At 68.5% G+C, this 15,619-nt stretch carries 13 protein-coding genes; 11 read left to right on the forward strand and 2 right to left on the reverse strand.

What is annotated here, in order from left to right:
• Window positions 1-1,010: fatty acid desaturase family protein (locus tag AC1DU6_RS06780; protein ID WP_477856399.1), on the reverse strand; the 1,010-nt coding region annotated here is incomplete at its 3' end.
• Window positions 1,011-1,215: 205 nt separating this feature from the next.
• Here AC1DU6_RS06780 and AC1DU6_RS06785 point away from each other — a divergent pair.
• The 9 genes from AC1DU6_RS06785 (at window position 1,216) to AC1DU6_RS06825 (ending at window position 13,359) form a co-directional block, all read left to right on the forward strand.
• Window positions 1,216-1,788 carry a hypothetical protein gene (locus tag AC1DU6_RS06785; RefSeq protein ID WP_056200862.1) on the forward strand — a complete coding sequence of 191 codons (573 nt, stop codon included), beginning with the start codon at window positions 1,216-1,218 and terminating at the stop codon, window positions 1,786-1,788.
• Window positions 1,785-2,822: a sensor histidine kinase gene (locus AC1DU6_RS06790; RefSeq protein WP_477856400.1), complete on the forward strand. Its 1,038-nt coding sequence runs from the start codon at window positions 1,785-1,787 to the stop codon at window positions 2,820-2,822. The genes AC1DU6_RS06785 and AC1DU6_RS06790 overlap by 4 nt, the downstream gene beginning before the upstream one ends.
• A complete protein-coding gene (locus tag AC1DU6_RS06795; protein WP_056200869.1) occupies window positions 2,819-3,511 on the forward strand; it encodes a LytR/AlgR family response regulator transcription factor in 693 nt (230 codons plus the stop codon). Before AC1DU6_RS06790 ends, AC1DU6_RS06795 begins: the two co-directional genes overlap by 4 nt.
• 63 nt (window positions 3,512-3,574) lie before the next feature.
• On the forward strand, window positions 3,575-5,203 hold the full coding sequence (locus AC1DU6_RS06800; RefSeq protein ID WP_477856401.1) for a peptide chain release factor 3: 1,629 nt from the start codon (window positions 3,575-3,577) through the stop codon (window positions 5,201-5,203).
• A 137-nt stretch (window positions 5,204-5,340) separates the two neighbouring features.
• Window positions 5,341-7,389 carry an Ig-like domain-containing protein gene (locus tag AC1DU6_RS06805; protein ID WP_477856402.1) on the forward strand — a complete coding sequence of 683 codons (2,049 nt, stop codon included), beginning with the start codon at window positions 5,341-5,343 and terminating at the stop codon, window positions 7,387-7,389.
• Window positions 7,390-7,433: 44 nt separating this feature from the next.
• Window positions 7,434-9,374 (forward strand): Ig-like domain-containing protein, encoded by a 1,941-nt coding sequence (locus AC1DU6_RS06810; RefSeq protein WP_477856403.1) that lies wholly within the window; start codon window positions 7,434-7,436, stop codon window positions 9,372-9,374.
• A gap of 31 nt (window positions 9,375-9,405) precedes the next feature.
• Window positions 9,406-11,394, forward strand: coding sequence for an Ig-like domain-containing protein (locus AC1DU6_RS06815; protein ID WP_477856404.1), 1,989 nt, complete (start codon window positions 9,406-9,408; stop codon window positions 11,392-11,394).
• A 47-nt stretch (window positions 11,395-11,441) separates the two neighbouring features.
• Window positions 11,442-12,173: a TFIIB-type zinc ribbon-containing protein gene (locus tag AC1DU6_RS06820; protein WP_477856405.1), complete on the forward strand. Its 732-nt coding sequence runs from the start codon at window positions 11,442-11,444 to the stop codon at window positions 12,171-12,173.
• A 10-nt stretch (window positions 12,174-12,183) separates the two neighbouring features.
• Complete coding sequence (locus AC1DU6_RS06825; protein ID WP_477856406.1) at window positions 12,184-13,359, forward strand: tetratricopeptide repeat protein; 1,176 nt, start codon at window positions 12,184-12,186, stop codon at window positions 13,357-13,359.
• Between the two features lie 7 nt (window positions 13,360-13,366).
• Here the strand turns inward: AC1DU6_RS06825 and AC1DU6_RS06830 are convergent, their stop codons facing one another.
• A complete protein-coding gene (locus AC1DU6_RS06830) occupies window positions 13,367-13,645 on the reverse strand; it encodes a hypothetical protein (protein WP_477856407.1) in 279 nt (92 codons plus the stop codon).
• Window positions 13,646-13,706: 61 nt separating this feature from the next.
• Between AC1DU6_RS06830 and AC1DU6_RS06835 the strand changes: the two genes are divergently transcribed.
• Together AC1DU6_RS06835 and AC1DU6_RS06840 are read left to right on the forward strand one after the other, a co-directional pair.
• Window positions 13,707-14,798 carry a PQQ-dependent sugar dehydrogenase gene (locus tag AC1DU6_RS06835; RefSeq protein ID WP_477856408.1) on the forward strand — a complete coding sequence of 364 codons (1,092 nt, stop codon included), beginning with the start codon at window positions 13,707-13,709 and terminating at the stop codon, window positions 14,796-14,798.
• Between the two features lie 107 nt (window positions 14,799-14,905).
• Window positions 14,906-15,619: hypothetical protein (locus AC1DU6_RS06840; protein WP_477856409.1), on the forward strand; the 714-nt coding region annotated here is incomplete at its 3' end.

A 15,619-nucleotide genomic window follows, 5' to 3' on the forward strand; every position in this document is an offset into this window, starting at 1 on the left:
GGCCTGACCGCCCGCGTCGCCTGCCGCAGTCGGCCGATGCCCTCGGCGACGGAGCCCACCCTCACCTGGTGGTATTCAGAGTCGGCCGGCAGCTGCTCCATCAGCCGGCGGTTGGCCGTCGGCAGCGCGTGATAGGGCAGGTAGGGCGCCACGTGGTGCAGCGCGTGGAAGCGCAGGCCCACGGGGCAGAGCAGCACCGAGATCGGGCCGTTGGAGTCGACGTTCAGCGAGTCCAGCAACTGGCCGCGCGCATCGCGGCCTTCAAGCTCCTCGACGTAGAGATGCGTGCCGCCCATCGCGCGGATGGTGTTCAGCGTCGCAATCAGCACGACGAGCAGCGCCCAGGCCGCCACCCACACCCAGCCCGCAAAGACGCCGATGGCCACCAGCGCCCAGCCCCAGGCGCAGCACCACCACTCGACCGCCATCGCCTCGGCGCGGGCGCTTTCCTTGATGGCCGGCGCACGAAACGGCATACGCAGGGCCATGTGGACGAACTCCGGGATCATCTTTTCGCGGATGGGCGGCAGCACGGCGGCCAACGGCGTCAGGACGGCGAAGCGCACCCACAGCGCCAGCGGCAGCGCGAAGTTCAGCGCAAACAGCTTGGCGCTGGCCAGGCCGGCGCGACCCTGGAACTGGTCGTACTCGCCGTCCTCACGGGTGCCATAGGTCGCCTTGTTGTGGTGGCCCTGGTGGATGGGCAGATAGAGCATGAAGGGGATGAGCAGCGGCACGCCGGAGACCGCATGCCAGGTCAGGCGAAAAGCCTTCATGCCCTGCTGGTGGAAGATCTCGTGGATGAAGGCCAGCGTGCGGTAGAGCAGCAGCACCGCCGCGACGAAGGCGAGCGTGCGCAGCAGCGGCGCCCCCGGCAGCACGGCGACGACCAAGGCCACCCACCCCACGGCGGCGCAAAGCAGCAGGTCGGCGAAGTAATGCGCCTGGTTGGGCTCGCGCAGGTCGGCCACCAGCTCCTGCACCCGCTTCATGTCAACCTGTTTATCCATCGTGCTCTCGTCTTGCAAAACCCGCCCACGATAATTCAGCGGCAATCCGCGCTCCATGTTTTCCAGACGAGCGGTATCCGTTGATGTCGACTTTTGACGCCTTGCCGCGCGCCCGGCGACCGTTCGCCCCGTTGCCCGGCGAGTCGGGCCTCACCCACCTAGTCTGCGTGCGGACCGATTCGTGTCCGTCACGGGAGATTGATTGATGAAAGCCTCAGCCATCGTTGCCGCCATCGGGGTGGGCGTGCTCGCCACGGCCCTTGCCAAGCCCACAGGCCTGCCTTCGGGTTGGCTGCAGACCGGCAGCGCCAAGACCTGCGAAGGCTCGGTGGTGCCGGCCAACGGCGCGCCTAGCGCCAAGGTCTTCAACATCGAGTGCAAGCCAGACACCGAGGGCTTCTCGACACTGATGCAGCAGATCGGCAGCGCCGACTATGCCGGCAAGCGTGTGCGCCTGACCGCCCAGGTCCACGGCGACCAGATCGCTGCGTGGGCCGGCCTGTGGATGCGCGCCGACAGCGGCCAGCGGCCCGGCACCGCGTTCGACAACATGAACGACCGGCCGCTGCGCGGCAGCTTCGGCTGGCAGACCGCGCAGGTCGTACTGGACATTCCCGCCGACGCAACGACGCTGAGCTTCGGCTTCCTGCTGGAAGGCACCGGCCAGTTGCAGGCCACGCAGTTCCAGCTGGACGTCGTGCCCGCCAGCACGCCGACGACCGGCCAGGGCCCCATCCAGGTGTTGCCGCGCCAGGCCGGCAACCTGACCCCGCCTTGAACCGCACCGCGCGCACGCTGGGCGGCGAGCTGGCCCAGGCCCTGAGAGAGGAAAGGCTGGGCTGGCAACGGCCCGGCCCGCTGCTGGCCGGCGTCGCGCTGTTTGCACTGGCGGCGCCCTGGTTGCGCGATCACGGCGCCTGGGCGCTGTCCCTGGGCTTGTGGCTGGGCCACGCCATCACCGATGGCCTGTGCGGCCTGGTTGCCCGGCGGATGCGGCCCGAGCACCACGGCGCCTTGCCTGGCCTGCTGTTCCTGGCCCTGCTGCTGGGCGCGATGTCCGGTTGGTCCGCCGAGCAGGGCCTGACGCGCGAGCTGCTGAGTGGCAATGACCGCATCACCCGTGCCTGGCTGCACTTCAGCTTCTGCGCCCTGCTGCTGGGCCTGCCGCTGCTGCAAGGCCTGCGCCGCCAACGCGCCGTGCAGCGCGTGGAACAGGAGCGCGCCCGGTTGCGCGCCGAGCTGCAGATGCTGCAGGCGCAGATCGAGCCGCATTTCCTGTTCAATACGCTGGCCACGCTGCGCAGCTTCGTGCGCCAGGGCTCGGAGCGCGCGCTGCCGCTGCTGGACGCCGTCAGCGGCCTGCTGGAGACCACGCTGGAGCGGGTGCGCCAGGCCGAGGACTCGACGCTGGGCCAGGAGTGCCAGATCGTCGAGCACTACCTGGCCATCATGGCACTGCGGCTGGGCGAGCGGCTGAGCTACCGCGTCGAGGTCGACCCCGAGCTGCACGACCTGCCCCTGCCACCGCTGATGCTGCAGCCGCTGGTGGAGAACGCCATCCASCACGGTATCGAKCCCAGCGAGAGCGGCGGGCAGGTGCTGTTGCAAGCCGAACGGGCCGACGGGCAGTTGCGGCTCAAGGTCATCAACAACGGTTGCGCGCTGACGGCAGACGCGACCGCAGGCCACGGCCTGGCCCTGGTCAACCTGCGCCAGCGCCTGCAAGCCCTGCACGGCGACCGCGCCGGCCTGAGCCTCGCCACCAATGCTGACGGCCTGACCGAGGCCACGCTCACCTTGCCGATGCCATGACGACTGCGCTGATCGCCGACGACGAACCCCAGCTGCTTGAAGAGCTGCAGCAGCTGCTGGGAGAGGCCTGGCCCGAGCTGGAGATCGTCGCCCAGGCCCGCAACGGCACCGAGGCGCGCCGGCTGCTGGACGAGCTGCGCCCCGACATCGCCTTCCTCGACATCCGCATGCCCGGCATCGACGGCCTCGGCCTGGCCCAGCTCGCGCCGCCGGCCACCCGCCTGGTCTTCGTCACGGCGCATGCCGAGCACGCGCTGGCTGCCTTCGAGCGCGCGGCGGTGGATTACCTGCACAAGCCCGTCACGCCCGCCCGGCTGGCGGCCACGGTACAGCGGCTGCAGGCGGCTCAACCCCAGCGGTCGGATCTGCGCTTCCTGCAGGCCTGGACCGGCAACACGATGAAGCTGCTGGACGTGGACCACCTCGCCGCGCTGCGCTCGGAGCTGCGCCACACGCGGGCGCTGAGCCAGGGCGGTGAACAGCTGCTGCTGCGCACCTCGCTGGGCGAGCTGCAAAAGGAGCTGGACCCGCAACTTTTCTGGCAGATCCACCGCGGTTCGGTGGTCAACGCGCGGGCCATCGAGCGCATCGAGCGGCGCGACGACGGCGAGCTGTGGGTGCACCTGCGCGGGCTGGCCCAGGCGCTGCCTGTGAGCCGTGCGCACCGGGGGCGGTTCAAGGGCATGTAGCTGGGGAGGGTCTCAAGCAAGAGGCCCACGGATAATCCCGGGCTAGCCTGCTTCCAGAACTCCATGTCCGAAACCACCGCCAGCCGCATCGAGACGGAAGTCCGCCGCCGCCGCACCTTCGYCATCATCAGCCACCCCGACGCCGGCAAGACCACGCTGACGGAGAAGCTGCTGCTGTTCTCCGGCGCCATCCAGATCGCCGGCTCGGTGAAGGCGCGCAAGGCCACCCGGCATGCGACGTCGGACTGGATGGAGATCGAAAAGCAGCGCGGCATCTCGGTGGCGTCGTCCGTCATGCAGATGGAGTACCGCGACTGCGTCATCAACCTGCTGGACACCCCGGGCCACCAGGACTTTTCTGAAGACACCTACCGCGTGCTGACCGCCGTGGACGCGGCGCTGATGGTCATCGACGCGGCCAACGGTGTGGAGCCGCAGACCCGCCGCCTGCTGCAGGTCTGCCGCGCCCGCAACACGCCCATCCTGACCTTCGTCAACAAGATGGACCGCGAGGTGAAAGACCCGCTGGCGCTGATGGACGAGATCGAGGCCGAGCTGGGCATGACGGTCGTGCCGTTCACGTGGCCGGTCGGCATGGGCAAGCAATTCCACGGCGTGATGGACCTGCGCCAGCAACGCATGCGCGTGTTCGCTCCCGGCGAGGACCGCGCCGCCGGCACCGAGGAAGTGCTGGAAGGCCTGGACAACCCCGCCTATGCCGAGCGCTTCGGCATGCAGTACGACCAGGCCAAAGGCGAGATCGAACTGGTGCGCGAGGCGGCCCCTGCGTTCAACCGCGAGGAGTTCCTGACCGGCAAGCAGACGCCGATGTTCTTCGGCTCGGCCGTCAACAACTTCGGCGTGCAGGAGGTGCTGGACGCCCTCGTTGAGCTGGCCCCCGCACCCGATTCGCGCGTGGCCATGCAGCGTACCGTGCAGCCCGAGGAACCTAAGTTCACGGGCGTCGTGTTCAAGATCCAGGCSAAYATGGAYCCSRMCCACCGCGACCGCATCGCCTTCCTGCGCGTGGCCTCGGGTCACTTCGAGCGCGGCATGCGGCTCAAGGTCGTGCGCTCGGGCAAGGAGCTGCGGCCCAACACCGTCGTGTCGTTCCTGAGCCAGCGCCGCGAGTTGCTCGACGAGGCCTTTGCGGGCGACATCATCGGCATCCCCAACCACGGCGTGCTGCAGCTGGGCGACACCATCACCGAAGGCGAGGCGCTGCAATACACCGGCCTGCCCTTCTTCGCGCCGGAAATGTTCCGCGCCGTCGAAGTGGCTGACCCATTGAAGACCAAGCAGTTGCGTGCCGGCCTGACGCAGCTTGGCGAAGAAGGCGCCATCCAGGTGTTTCGCCCCATTGCCGGCAGCGTGCTGTTGCTCGGCGCCGTCGGCCAGCTGCAGTTCGAAGTCGTCGCGCACCGGCTGGAGCAYGAATACGGCTGCAAGGCCCGCATCATGCCGAGCCGCTTCCAGGTGGCACGCTGGGTGACCTGCGACGACCCGGCGGAGCTGAAGCGCTTCATCGACGCCAACGATCACCGCATGGCCTATGACGCGGTCGACGCGCCCACGGTGCTGGTGGAGTACGCGCCCGAGCTGCGCGCCATCGAGAGCAACTGGCCCAAGATCAAGTTCCACGCACTGCGCGAGCACGCGGGGCTGGTGTTCCAGCAAAGGCTGGACGGCTGATCTCCCGACCGGACCCGCTCTGAAACTTGGTTAGAGTTCGGCGGCCAACGCAGAGTGGCGTTCGACAACAGGTTCAGGGAGTGAAACAAATGCGATTTGACGTCTCTGCCGGCCAAAAGCGGCCGAAATGCAGCCTGATGCAGAGCGGAGCAGCCGCCCTCGGCCTGACCGTGCTGCTGGCGGCCTGCGGCGGCGGCGGGGGTGGCGACAGCGCGCCGCCACCGACACAAGCCCCTGCCGCCATCGCGGCGCAGGACGATGCACTGGCCGTCGGCTGGTCCAACGGCGCGGCACAGGCCGCCACTGTCGACGTACTGGCCAATGACGCAGCCCCGGCCGACGCCGTCGTCACGGTGACCACGGCCCCCAAGCATGGCAAGGCGGTCGTCGCCAGTGGCAAGGTGCAATACACCCCCGATGACGGCTATGTCGGCGCCGACAGCTTCGACTACCGCGTCGATGCGGGCGCACGCACAGGCGGCGCCTCCGCCCGGCTGACGGTCGAGGCCAGCTTCACGCTCAGCGGCGTCGTGGCCCCGCAGCTCGCGGCCGGCTACACGGTCAGCGCGCAGGCCGGCGCGGCATCGGCCGTGCAAGTCCAGCCGTCCGCTGACCGCTACAGCGTCACGCTCAAGGTCAGCGACCTCGCCGGCCTGGTGTCGGTGACGGCCACCGGCGCGGGTGAGCAGAAACACGTGGTCATCAAGAGCCTGGTGGGCGAAGTCGCCGCCCTCGCCAAGCTGGGTGGCACGATCGACGAACAACGCCGGCCGGCCCTGCGCCTGGACGTCTTCAGCGTCGCGCGCACCGGGCTGCTACAGCGCGCGGGTGCGCAGCCGACGACCGACGCCGGACTGCTCGACGCCCAGAAGCGCATCAGCGATTTCGATGTGCTCGGCATGATCGGCGGTCTGCGCAATGCAATCGCCGATCGCGCCATGCTACCAACCCAGTTTGCGACGCTCGCCGACATCGCCACCGACCCCCAGGCCCTGGCCACGGCCGTCCAGGCGGCAAAAAGCAAGGACACCACGCCGCGTGATTGGAGCTATGAAACCAGCCTCAAGACCCAGCCGGCGCCGGGCGCGCTGATCGGCGTGCAGGGCGGCATGTTCGCCTTCATCGATGCGTACAAGCCGTCCTCGTTCGAGGTAAGCCTGGGTTGGATTCGGCCCAACGCGAGCAACCATTTCGACCTTCGTGCCGACGGCACGGTGGGCGGGTCACCGGGTTCCGATCCCATCGGGACCTGGGCGCGCGATGGCAGCACGGTCTCCATCAAGGTGAATCCGGACGCGGGTCTGACCTTCGGCTACTACCAATACGGCTTTGGCTGGGCCACGCGCTATGTGAAGCAGTATCGGCTCGAGGAATTGCCGCGCGCTGGCACCGGCGGGCAGCCACTGTTCAATCTGACGGTCTTTTTCACGAGCACCAAGTGCTCGACCATGCAGCACACGTGTTTTGACGACAGCGGCAGCAGTTTGGTCGCGCTAGTCGCCGGCTTCGATCTGGCGCGCGACGTGCTGCCGTTCCTTCCGGCGCATTTCGGGTCAGGGGGGCGCCTCTTCGGCGTCGGGCCGCAGATGTCGCCGGAGGCATGGTCCGGCCGTTGCCTGACCTGCCTCGGCGATGGCATCACGGTGACGGGCAGCCCGTCGGTGCTCGGTCTGGCCGGTGAGATCACCGAAGACGGCCGATGGAAGCTCAGCGGTACCAACGTCGCCACGCGCTTCACGCGCCTGCTTCGCTGGGGCAACGGCATCGAGACCTGGTTCGCCGAGTACGAGGCCAATGGCAAGGTCATCGGGTCGGAGTTGATTGAGGCCACCGGGACCGGCACGGCCCCGACCATCGTCGCCACCGATCAGAAGCTGCGACGTTGGCTAGACATGCCGGCTGGCGCCGCCTTTCCGTTCGACTGGAGGCCGGAATCCGATTCCGCCCCGTTTGGTGTTGGCGGCAACGTGATGGACGTGAAAACATCTGGCGCCCCGGCGCCGACGGAGTGGGGTTACAGCGGCACGTGGGGTTGGTCGGATGACGGTACCGCCCTGCTGCACAGTTCGGGCCGGATAAAGCTCAAGCTGCTCTCGAAGACCCGGGACGGGTATATCGCGACCTACCTGCAGGACGAGTACCCAGGCGAGTTGCGCGTGCTGACCAACGTCGGCCCCGCGCGCTGACGATGGCCGGCAGTGACGTACGACAAGGATCAGGAATAGACCACATGCAGATTGACGCGATCAGCCGCTGCGCGRGATGGCGCCAGACCGTGGCGAGTGCGACTTGGTTGGGCCTGGCGCTCATCATGACGGCCTGTGGCGGAGGCGGCTCTGCAGGCTCGCCGCCTCAGCCCTCGCCGTCCGCCACGGTGCAGGCCGTCGACGACCCCTACACCCTGCCGGCCGGAGTGCCCGCCGATCTGACGGTGCTGGCCAATGATTCGGTCACGGGCGGCACCGCGACGGTGAGCGTTGCCACCAACCCCGCGCACGGCAAGGTGACGGTGCAAGGCAGCACGCTGCGCTACACGCCCGATGCCGGCTTCTATGGGGCGGATCAGTTCGTCTATCGGGCGGATGTGGGCCCGGCCACCAGCACCGCTACGGTCAAGCTGACGGTCGAGGCGGAGCTGGAGTTGAGTGGCAGCCTCAAGCCCGTGCCGACGACGCCGACGGACGTTACCGCCCAGGTTGGCGATGGCCAGTTCAAGGCCAGCGCCGACGCCAACGGCACCTATGTCGTCAAGATCAAGAGCTCACGCGCCAACGCCTTCATCACCCTGACCAGCCAGAGCACGGGTGCACAGGCCCGCGTTGCCCTGGCCAGCGCAGTCGGTGACTTCGGCACCTTGCTCGCCCGGCGCAGCGCTCACATCGACGAAACGCAATGGCCCAGCCTGCGGCTCGATGCGCTGACCACGGGCCGGTACGGCCTGCTGCTGCAGATGGGCATGCCCACGAGCAGCGCCGGCCTGCGCGCGAGCCTGCGGGGCCAGGACCCAACGGACTTGTTCAACCTCGTCATGCTCATTCGACACATCGTCGAGGAGAACGGCGACTTGCCCGGGGGAGCGGCGACGACCCTGGATCTCATGCGCAGCACGACAGCCCTGGCCAGCGCGAAGTACCTGTCGACCTCCGGCTCGCAGATCTTCCTTGCCCCCACCGTCGAGGCCTTCGCCGCGGCACAGCCGCCCACCGTAGGGCCGCAGGGCATGCGGCTGGTGGTCGACGCGCTGACGCTGGACCTGACGGCCGACGGCAAGGGAACCGTCCAATCCTTCAGATACGGCGACACGCCAACGGCGGTGCCGGCGCACTGGACGCAAGACGGAGACGTCCTGCGCATCACGCTCGACGGCCAGCGCCCACCACCGGGCGGTTCGACGTGGCACAAGGAATACCGGGTGCGCCAGATCCGCGGTGCCGACGACCAGCCCAGCGCGCTGTTGATGATGGACATCGACAATGATCCCAACTGCAGCGTGTTCGGGCCCGCCTGCGTACCGCGCCCTACAGGTTGGTCCCCGGTCACGAGCTTCGACCTTGAGAGGGACCGGCTACCGCTGCGGGCGGAGGATTTTGCTGCCTCGCAACGCTGGGCCGGGCTGCTCGCCGAAGGCGAGGTGACCTTCGGCGCCGCGCTGGACGTGCCGGGTTTCTCGGTGCAGTTGGTCGACGGACAACTGCTGCTGCGAGCAGGCACGCTGACCCGCCGCTACACCCGCCTGCGCCAGGATGCTGACGGGTTGGAGTACTGGCGACTGGAGGTGGAACAGAACGGCCAGCGCGTGGGCGCCTCGGTCAACCCGGTCGTGAAGAGCGGCAGTGTGGCACTGAGCGCCGCCCAAGCCACGCGTCGCTGGTTCGTCACCTCGGCCCAGCAGCGCGATCCTGTGCACTGGCTGGGGCAGGAACAATGGTGGCAGGCCGATGGCAAGGTCAGTTGGATCGGTCACTACAACGGCCAACCCTATGCGTCCGCGAACTGGGCCCTGTCGAGCGACGGCCGCGAGATCACGATGCTTTCAAGCGATGGCTATATCTATCGCTACCGGCCGGTCGCCGCTGTACCTGGAGGCTATCTGGCGCTTTACTCGTCCAGCGCCTCTGGCAACGGGACGATGTCCCTGGTCCGCCTGAGCGACCTCGGACCGATCAACTGAAAATTACAAAGGATTCAAGAGGATGAATCGCATGCAAATCCATGTCCGAACGCGCTGGCTCGCATCGCTCGCTRCAGCCCTGTGCCTGGCGGCCTGCGGCGGTGGTGGCGGTAGTTCGCCGCCGCCAACGGTGACGGCACAGGACGACCGATACACCATCCCGGGAGGGGCAGCCGCAACGCTTGCGGTGAGCGGCAACGACACCGCCACGGGCGGCACACCCACGCTGAGCGTGGCCACGGCCACGGCCCCGGCCCACGGCAAGGTCGTCGTCCAGGGCACCAGCCTGCAGTACACGCCAGACGCCGGCTTCTTTGGCGCCGACCAGTTCACCTACCGTGCCGACGTGGGCGCGGCCACCGGCACCGCCACTGTCAAGCTGACCGTCGAGGCGCAGCTCGAACTGACCGGCACCGTACCGGGCATCAACTCGCTGACCGAAGTGACGGCGCAGGTGGGCGAGAGCCAGATCAAGGTCAACGCCGACAGCACCGGTGCCTACAAGCTGAGCTTCAAGGCAGACAATCCAAATGCCTTCATCACGCTGACCGCCAAGGAGTCCGGCGCGCGCGCAGCGTTGACGCGGATCAGCTTGGTGGGACAAGCGACAAGCCTTATCTCCCAGGTGGGACCGCGGGTCAGCGACAAGCAATGGCCGGCGCTCACGCTCGACGCCCTGAGCACGGCGCGATATGGCCTGCTCAAGCAGCGTGGCCTGCAGCAGCCCACCACGACGGACGACCTGCGCAAGGTCGTGGCAGCCCAGGACCCCACGGACCTTGCGGACATCGCCACGTTGCTGCGTCTGGCGTATGAGAAAGCCCCTCCCATGCCCTTTGGCATCGCCACGGCGGCCGAACTCGCCGCCGACGGGCCGGCCCTGGGCAGGATCAGCACGGAGTCGCTCGGCCTGGCCTTCATCGAGCCCACATTCGTGGCGCAGTCGCTTGAGCAATCCACCGACGCTGAGCCTCCGGTCGTATCGGCGCAAGGCACCCGGCTGGTGACGATGTATCAAGGCAGCAACCCGCTGCTGATGCCCACGGGGTCGCTGTTCGACCTGCGCCCGGATGGCAGCGCCGCAGGCATCCTCTGGACGACGTTCACGGACACAGCCATCAGCGCCAGCTGGGCCATGAGCGGCAGCATCCTGACGATCACCCTGCCCAGCCCACTGGCCATGGATAGCAAATTCCGGGCGCATGCGCTGCAATTGCGGCAGTTCCGCAGCGTGGGCACCCAGCCCAGCGGAATGCTGATGGGGCGCTGGCTGGTCGACTGCCAGATGACGCCGACCCAGCCGGCCAGCAACTGCTCGACGCCGACCTATACCCCCTGGGTCCCGATGGTCAGCCGGGACGTCGACCGCGATCGCCAAGACCTGCGCCTGGCGGATTTCACGGTGGGCACGGTTTGGGCCGGCCTGACCCTGGAGACGGTGCCGGGGAATGCAAGCTGCGTGTGCTTTGTCAAAGCGGTTACTTTCGACGGCACGCCCAACGTGCCCGGGTTCACCGGTCAGTTCATCAATGGGCGCTGGCAGCTCGCGGGAGCACAGGTCACCCTGCGCTACACGCGCCTGGGCGCCGGACCGGAAGAGGGCATGGAGTACTGGCTGGCCGAAGTGCTGGAGACCGGCGTGACGGCCCGCGCAAGGCTGATGCTGGTCGTCAAGGGCGGTGCGGTGCCGATTTTCGATGCCGCCTCTGCAGCACGCCGGTGGATCAGCCCCCAGCAGGACGCCAACGCCAGCGCCGACCCGACCGGCCTGCGCAACACCAGGTACCCGACGATCCTGCACAAGGATGGCCGCATGGCCAACGACTGGGGCAATGGCGAAGTGGATGCCGGCGCTCGGTGGTCCCTGTCCAGCGACCGCCGCACCATCATGCAAACCCGCACCAGCGACGGTGCGCAGTTCGTGCTGTACACCCCGATCCGGGCGGTACAGGGTGGCTACATCGCCATGACCGACGGCAATGGGATGGTGCGGATACACGACGCCGGACCGGCCGACTGAGGCGGCTGCCTGGCCCCGACCGGCGGGTGGGCATCTAACATCTCTTGATGCCCACCAACCTCGCCAGACCCTGCCCTTCCTGCCGCACGGCGATGCAGGTGCATACGCTGCCCGCCGTCTACAACGGCGAGGTGGAGATTGACTTCTGCTTCGACTGCCACGGCATCTGGTTCGACCAGCTGGAGAACCTACGGCTGGCGCCCGAGGCGGTCGCGACAGTGTTCAAGGAAATGCACCGGCATCGCGACGCGCCCCTCGTGCCGCTGGCACAGCAGTTGAGTTGCCCGCAATGCCGCATGCGGCTCCAGCAGGGCTTCGACGTCGTCCGCAGCGGCCGCTACATCACCCACCGCTGCGACAACCGCCACGGCCGCTTCAGCAGCTTCTCGTCCTTCATGATCGAGAAGGGCTTCGTGCGCCAGCTCACCAAGCCCGAGATCGCCGACATCGCCAAAAAGGTTGGTGTCATCAATTGCAGCAACTGCGGCGCGCCGGTGGACCTGCGCAGGGAAGACAGTTGTTCGCACTGCCGCTCGGCGCTGTCGCTGCTGGACCCGGAGGCCGTGGAGAAGGCGTTGCAGAACTACGCCAAGGCGCCATTCGCTCATGATGCGCCCGCAACCGCTGTGGCAGACGCCCTTGTCGCGATGGCGCGCGAGCGCTCGCGCACGGAGCGCCTCGACGTCTGGCCGGCCGACGCCAGGCTCACCGGCGCAGGTCTGGCGGTGGATCTGTTCGCTGTGGGCCTCACCCTCGTCAGCAGCTTGTGGGATGACTGAAGGACGACGGATGCCCTCTGACTTCGACAAGGGCCTGGCCCTGCACCAGCAAGGGCGGCTCACCGAGGCCGAACTGCTGTACCGCCGCGTGCTGCGCACGGCACCGAGGCATTTCGACGCACTGCACTTGCTGGGCGTCATTTGCGGCCAGACCGACCGCTTCGACGAGGCGCTGGACCTGCTGCACCGCGCCCTGGCCCAGCGCCCCGGCAGCGCGCCGGCGCTGAACAACCTGGGCAACACCCTGGGCAGCCTGGGCCGCCACCAGGAGGCCGTGCAGGCCTTCGAGCGCGCTCTTGCGGTGCGCCCTGAAGACGCCAAGGCGCTGCGCAACCGCGGCACCAGCCTGCGCGCGCTGGAGCGGCCCGCCGAAGCGCTGGCCAGCTTCGACGCCGCCCTGGCCCTGCAGCCCAGCTACCCCGAGGCGCTCATCGGCCGCGCCGAATGCCTGTTGACCCTGCACCGCCGCTCGCAAGCCATCGAAGCCTTCCAGCAGGCCCTGCCCCTGGGCAAGGACGTCGACCAGATCCGCTATGCCCTGGCCGCCCTCGGCATCGAACCCTCGCCGCCCACGGCGCCCGCCGGCTATGTCGAGGCCTTGTTCGACATGTATGCCCACAACTTCGACGACCACCTCGTCAAGACCCTCGGCTACCGCACACCCGAGTTGCTGGTCGCGGAACTGCAGCGCGCCGATCCACCCAGCGGTGGCGAGGTCATCGACCTCGGCTGCGGCACCGGCTTGTGCGGGCCGCTGCTGCGCCCGGTGAGCCGAAGGCTGACCGGCGTGGATCTGTCCGGCCTGATGCTGGCCAAGGCGCGCGAGCTGGGCCTGTATGACGAACTGGTGCAGGGCGACATCGTCGCGGCGTTGCAGGGGCCGCCGCAGCGCTTCGACATCGCCATTGCCGCCGACGTGTTCGTCTACATCGGCGACCTGGAAGCCGTGTTCGCCGCCACCGCGGCCGCGCTGCGCGCGGGCGGGTTGTTCGCCTTTTCGGTCGAGGCTTGCGAAAGCGGTGACTTCGCCCTCGGCACCAAGCGGCGCTACGCCCATTCGCTGCCCTATCTGCAGCGCCTGGCTGCCGCCCATGGCTTCACCGTCGAATCATCGACACGTTGCGCCATCCGCAAGGAAAGCGACGAAGCCGTCGACGGACTGCTCGTCGTGATGCGCCGCCGGTGAGCCCGGCTCAGCGCAGCTTCTTCGCGTAGTTGTCGCGGACGTTCTGGCTGATGTAGGTCGACAAGCCCCGGCCCGCGCGAGCCAGCCGCTTCATGTCCGACACGACCTCGCGCCCCGGGTGCTCCACGTCGTAGACATAGATCGAGCCGTTGGTGAACTGCACGGCAATGCCCGCCGGGCCAGTGGCAAAGGCCACCACGCCCGAGTCACCCTCGCGGTTGGCATAGCGCTGCATCTTCACGGTGGAGGACTGGCAAGCAGCGTGCCGGCGGGGCATGCCATTCATGGGCTGCGAGGCGAGCGGGGCGCTGCGATGATGTGCTTTTCCTTCCAGCCCCACAGAGCCGATGAGCAAGCGCCTTGTCCCCCTTGTTGCGGCCCTGAGCTGCACCCTCGCCCAGGCCGCCCCAGAACTCGAAACCGTCGTCGAAGGCCTCAAGACCCCCTGGGCGGTCGCCTTCCTGCCTGGCGGCCAGCTCCTCATCACCGAACGCGATGGCGCCATGCGCACGGCCCAACCCGGCGGCAAGCCCAGCGCCCCCATCGCGGGCGTGCCGGCTGTGGACGCCGTCGGCCAGGGCGGCCTGCTGGACGTGCAGCTGGACAGCGACTTCGCGCGCAACCGCACGATCTACTTCTGCTACGCCGAGCCGGGTGCCAACAAGACCAACAGCACGGCCCTGGCGCGCGCGCGCCTCAGCGAAGACGCCAAGCGCCTCACCGACGTCAAGGTCATCTTCAGCCAGAAGCCCAAGGTCGAGAGCAAACATCACTTCGGCTGCCGCATCGCCGAGGCGCCGGACGGCAAGCTCTTCCTGAGCCTGGGCGAGCGCTTCAGCGGCATGCAGAGCGCGCAAACGCTGGACAACCACCTCGGCAAGATCGTGCGCCTGGGCAAGGACGGCAGCGTGCCGGCCGACAACCCCTTCGTGAACACGCCCGGCGCCCTGCCGGAGATCTGGAGCTATGGCCACCGCAACTCGCAGGGCCTGACGCTGGACGCGCAAGGCCGGCTGTGGGAACACGAGCATGGCCCGCAAGGAGGCGACGAGCTCAACCTCATCACGCCCAAGCTCAACTACGGCTGGCCCGTCATCACCTACGGCGAGAACTACGGCGGCGGCAAGATCGGCGACGGCATCGCCGCCAAGGCCGGCATGGAGCAGCCCATCGTGAAGTGGGTGCCGTCCATCGCGCCCGCCGGCCTCGTGCGGCTCAAGAGCGCCAAGTACGGCCCGGCCTGGCAGAACAGCTTCTTCATCGGCTCGCTGAAGTTCGGCCACCTGGAACGCGTCAAGCTCGATGCCGACAACCGCCCCGCCGAGCAGGAACGCCTCTTCCCCGACGCCGGCCGCATGCGCGACGTGCGCGAGGGGCCGGACGGGCTGCTCTATCTGGTGCTGGARGCACACGGCCGCATCGTGCGGGTGAAGCCCTGAGCCGCGCCCGCAACCAGGCCATGATGCTGCGGCCAAGGCCTCGCACACCCTAGGTCGAACACACCGGTACTTCTGCGAGCATGCGGCCCTGAACCCAGGGAGGGCTCATGCCGCCGAATGCTCCGTTCGCACGTTCGATCCGCGCCGCGCTGCTGGCGCTCGCCGCCATCTCGGCCCAGGCCGCCCCGCTCACCACCGCCGAGCTGCCCGCCACCACGCGCGACTGGCTGCCCTGGGCTCAGCAAGGCCAGCCGCCACTGGGCTGCCCGACACCCATGGATGCCGCCGAGCCGGCCGTCTGCGTCTGGCCGGGCCGGCTGCAGCTCGGTGCCRGGCCGCGTGACGCGACGTTCAGGCTGGAGGTGCGGGTCTTCGGCGCTCCGGCACGCGTGGCCCTGCCCGGCGAGGCCGGCGCGTGGCCGCAAGACGTGAAGGCTGGCGGCACGGCGCTGGCCGTCGTCGAGGCCGACGAGCACCCCGCCGTCTGGCTGGCGCCGGGCGTGCATGTCGTCGAAGGCCGCATCGTCTGGACGGAGATGCCGCAGAACCTCGCCGTGCCGGCCGGCCTGGCGGCCATCGTCGTGACCAGCGATGGCGCCACGCAGGCCCGCGCGCCGGACGGCGAAGGCCGGCTGTGGCTGCGCGCCGTCGCCAGCCCGGCCGAGGCCAGCGACAGCGTCAGCGTGCAGACCACGCGTCTCGTCGACGACGACCTGCCGCTGACGGTGACGACCGTCTTCGAGCTGCGCGTGGCCGGCCGTGCCCGCGCCGTGGAGCTGCCGCTGGCCCTGCTGCCGGGACTGCGCGCCATGCAGCTGGAC

It is taken from the genome of Roseateles sp. P5_B10 (assembly GCF_056400485.1).